Origin of the sequence: Propionivibrio sp. (assembly GCF_049316945.1) — a bacterium.
Lineage (GTDB): Bacteria > Pseudomonadota > Gammaproteobacteria > Burkholderiales > Rhodocyclaceae > Propionivibrio.
Genome location: NZ_JBMOJE010000244.1, coordinates 1 through 4,006, shown reverse-complemented (window position 1 = coordinate 4,006; position 4,006 = coordinate 1). Strand labels below are relative to the sequence as shown.

At 48.4% G+C, this 4,006-nt stretch carries 4 protein-coding genes; all 4 read right to left on the bottom strand.

Annotation, left to right across the window (positions count from 1 at the left end; translation table 11 throughout):
- On the bottom strand, nucleotides 1-1,299 hold a 1,299-nt coding region (locus ACOYNV_RS26295), incomplete at its 3' end, for a transporter substrate-binding domain-containing protein (protein ID WP_422902776.1).
- Nucleotides 1,296-2,045 (bottom strand): formyltransferase family protein, encoded by a 750-nt coding sequence (locus tag ACOYNV_RS26290; protein ID WP_422902775.1) that lies wholly within the window; start codon nucleotides 2,043-2,045, stop codon nucleotides 1,296-1,298. The genes ACOYNV_RS26295 and ACOYNV_RS26290, both read right to left, overlap by 4 nt.
- A gap of 109 nt (nucleotides 2,046-2,154) precedes the next feature.
- Nucleotides 2,155-3,528, bottom strand: a complete 1,374-nt coding sequence (locus ACOYNV_RS26285; RefSeq protein ID WP_422902774.1) for a TAXI family TRAP transporter solute-binding subunit — start codon at nucleotides 3,526-3,528, stop codon at nucleotides 2,155-2,157.
- A gap of 281 nt (nucleotides 3,529-3,809) precedes the next feature.
- The coding region (locus ACOYNV_RS26280) for a hypothetical protein (RefSeq protein ID WP_422902773.1) at nucleotides 3,810-4,006 on the bottom strand (197 nt) is incomplete at its 5' end.

Genomic DNA, 4,006 nt, shown 5'->3' with positions numbered 1-4,006 from the left:
ATAAAGCAAGGTGCCAATACCAAAAAACAACAGGTACATCTGGAGCAGTGGTGGGGTCATTCGCCCATAGACCGCTACACCTCGCACCAATTGCCCCAGCCAGCGACGCCTGGTTTCGACCAGCAAAGCCCCCATCAACCCCAGCAGCAGGCTAAAGAAGATGCAACTTGCCATCAAAACGAAGGTGTAGAGCAAGCCTTTCAAGAACAGCGGGCGGTCATAATCGTCGTAGACAAACGTCATATTCATGCCGGTGGTTTCCCGCATCCACAAACCAATTTTTTGCAGACCGCCGACTTCTGCGTATCTGACAAAAGACGGATTGCGGCATTTCGTCGGCCAGAGTCCATTGGCGTCGCGTTCACAAACGAACTTTCCGGCAGCATCACGCTGAGACCACAAAGTGTGCTGATCGGACAAAAATTTAGTTGGCTGTACGTCCCAGGCCTTCTCACGCTCGATCAGGAAACCGGTGCGATGCCAATTTGCCACGATATCACCCAATACCTGTTCGAGTTCGGTGTCCTGATCTTTGCGAGCCACGTTGATAGCCCAAGGTGCCACCATGGCCAGCGGCAGGGTGACTTTGTAGCCGGCCCACTCGGGCTTCTTCAGATAAGCCTGCACCGCCGCGCTGGAATACAGAAAGCCGACGCAGCGACCGTCGCGCAAGGCCAGCAGCGCATCACGCAAGCTGCGGTACATCAGCAAATCAAGCAAATAGCGCTGGCTCATGGGACGGTTGAAATAGGCACCCTGAGTGGCACAAATTTTCTGCCCCCGCATCGCCAGCCAATCATTGATGTGGAGTTCGGGGCGCATGAAGACCACAACCCCGCCGGCATAGTAATTGGGCTCAATTGCAGTGGCGACCTGACGCCGCTCGGTAGTGTCCGCAGTGGTGGCAATAGCAACGTCAACATCGCCCTGTTCGAGTTTCTGAAAGCGGTTTTCAGTGGTGATATTGACTGTGGTGAGTTTGACTCCGAGTTGACGGGCGATGTCTTTTGCCAGGTCAACCTCAAACCCCTCTGCGACCCCCTTGGAGTCGAGCATGCCAAACGGTGCGAAATCGGTTTTGACACCGATCTCGATAACACCCCTTTTTCGAATGTCGTCGAGTGTTTTGCTGGGTTTCAGCGACCCGGCTGAGACAATTGCACCAAACAGCATCAACGCCAAGAAAACTAAAGATCTTCGCAGCATATGTACCACCCAGAGAAGGAAAACTGTCCACGTCTTGCCCATAGTCAATGCTGCATGAATCAATAGAAACTGCAACAGCGTTTTGCCTATCAACTATCAGCCGTGTTGCCGCAATTGCTGCAATTGGCCCGATCAATGATTTTTTCAATTTCATGCACCGCCAATCGCCCGGCTGTCGGTGACGTTATTTTGTGACAGTCAATAACACTGGCATGAGCAGGAAAAAATACTTTATCAGAATAAGCAATGAACTCACCGGTATCAAAACCATCATTAACGCGGTGCATTGCAATTTTAGAATATATTTTTTCATCATTGAGCAGCATCTGAAATGGGTTTCCTCCGACATAATGCGACGGCCAGCCATCATCGATGCAGGGATGAAGATTATAAAATCCAAGATGTGGAGCCTCAAATAACCTCGAATTAATCTTCTGACCGAAAGTGGCCATGATGCACAAATCAGGTTTCCATCTGTTTTCAAAAATATCGTAAAACTCGGGTGTTTTTACATTGCCGTTGTAGATTTCAATATCAAACTTCCGGGCCAGATTGGAAACCATTTCTTCCTCAGCTTTGACGTGGGGATATTGCCAAACTCTTTTATCAGGACTGACAAACCTTTTTGAAGAATCATCAGTGGCCACGCCAACCACTGTCAATTTTTCAGTAATATCGCCTGACAGTAGCTCACTCAAAACACAAAATCCACGGTAGAAGCTGCCAAAGACAACAACCCGAGATTTGGCAGCACTAACATTTGAAGCAGGCAGAACTGAATTCATAACAATAGTTTCACTTTTAAAAAATGGCCGTTCCAGATAAGCTGATAACAACAAGTTTTCTACTCAATTACGCAGAAATGATAGCTGTTAACGCAATAGCAGCAATGGCTGGATGGGATTTGTGTTTACCAATGACGTACAAAACTTTTCGTTAAGCGCTTATCTAGGCCGGCGAGGCTTTGAATTGTTCTGCAAGACGCTGGACTCTTCCGCGCACGATTTCAACTGCGTTCTTGATGTTGAAAAAATCACCGTTGTGACCATTTGAAATCCATAGCTGGTTAATTCGTTCTTCAAGCTCAAGAAACTCGGCGCGGTTGGCCTCCAGATCGGCGAAAGTTGCCGTACCAATCAATTTCTGGTCAACTGCTCTGAGTTTGTCATAGCAATCAGCCATGCACAGGTTGGCATACACCAGTCGATAGTTGGGAAATAGCTGGGACAAAGGATAGCCGATGGCAAAGGCTGCAAACAAGATAAACCAGATACGATCAAACAAGCTTGACAACCAGAACGGTAAATAGCCTTCCAAGGCAGGTGCGCCTTTGGAATAATAGCGCTCTGCCACCGAACTGGTCGGCAAGCCCTGCTCAATCAGGGCAGGAAAGCCGCCGGTACGGCGAAAAAAACCCTGCCCGGCATCGTTGAATTTGCGGGCGGTGCTTAGGAACAAGTGTTGAATGGCCGGGTGCAGGTCATCTTCCGCGATAAGGGTAGTGGTGGTTTCAACCAATTGAATGTTCTCGATTGGCACATCATCGGTTAGTTCGATTGAGCCTCTCGGTAAATTGACTATCTCAAGAAATTTAAGGCGTCTAGCATAAGCTTCTGCCATCGAAAAATTAAAGATTTTTATATCCGGCGACTTGACGATTCTCTGGATGGTTTTCGACTCAATGCCCGCCACCAGAAAGACGCCGTCGATCTTGCCCGCCAGCAAAGCGTCAGCGCTATCCCCAGAAGGCATCGAAAGCATGTGCTGGTTACCCTCAATCTTGATGCCATGCAAGTTGAGCAATTTCTCGGTCAGATGGCGCGTACCACTGCCCGGAATGTTGACGGAAAAATACTTGTTGGCAAAGAATTTAGATGGATTGATACCGTCATAAGCAGAACCGCGATAAAACAGCCAGAACGGCTGATACTCGACACTGCCCAGAGTAACGATTTCAGGCACCTCACTGGCTTCAACTGTGCCGCCTAGTGAAAAGGCGGCATCAACCTTCAATTTTTTGAGTAACTCGATATTTTCAAAGGCACCGGCAGTGTTTACCAAATCCAGGGTGACACCGTGTCTTTTAAATTCTTCGGCATATTTCTTGCCTAATGCGTCAAGTGAAGAATTGGCCTGACCGGTGGCGAGCTTCAGACGGGTGGGTGCGAACGGACGGGTGACAAATACCAGAACCAATAGACCAACAACAAAAAGCACGACAAGCGGCCATTGAAACTTCAGCATTGAAAGCCATTCGTCATGAACGGCATGTTTCATGTGGTGCGCTAATTGCGGATCTACATCCGGTTTACTTCTTTTCAAAGTCAATCTCCTTCAATCCTGAAGCAGTTTTTGCTGCTTGCCTACATCGCGTAAAGCGAATCTGAGTTTAGCCGAATCTGTCGCATCAATAGGAAGTTTGGAGTATTTGGGCAACTATTTTTAGCATGCGCACTGCTCGGGCGCACTCATGCAGCCAGCACACAAAACGAGTCGAAGAACGAGAGGTCCTTTCCATTTTCGCCGCTTAACTCGCCTGTATGAAACTCGATGTTCAAGTTTTTCAGGTTACCGTTCCGAAGTTGGCTCTACAGATGCGTTTTTCAAGCGGCTGCGGGAGTTGGTAGGTCTGCCTTTGGAGAAGCAATTTCTGAAACGACAAGACGACGCAGCGGAGGAGTTGGCTCTTGTCGCCCGAGGTCTCGGGTATTCATATGTTTTTTTGACGGTGCTAGGACAAATAGATCCTTGATTTTTTCACTGAGTTGCTCAAGCATCTTTGCAGGCTCGCTTGCCATGA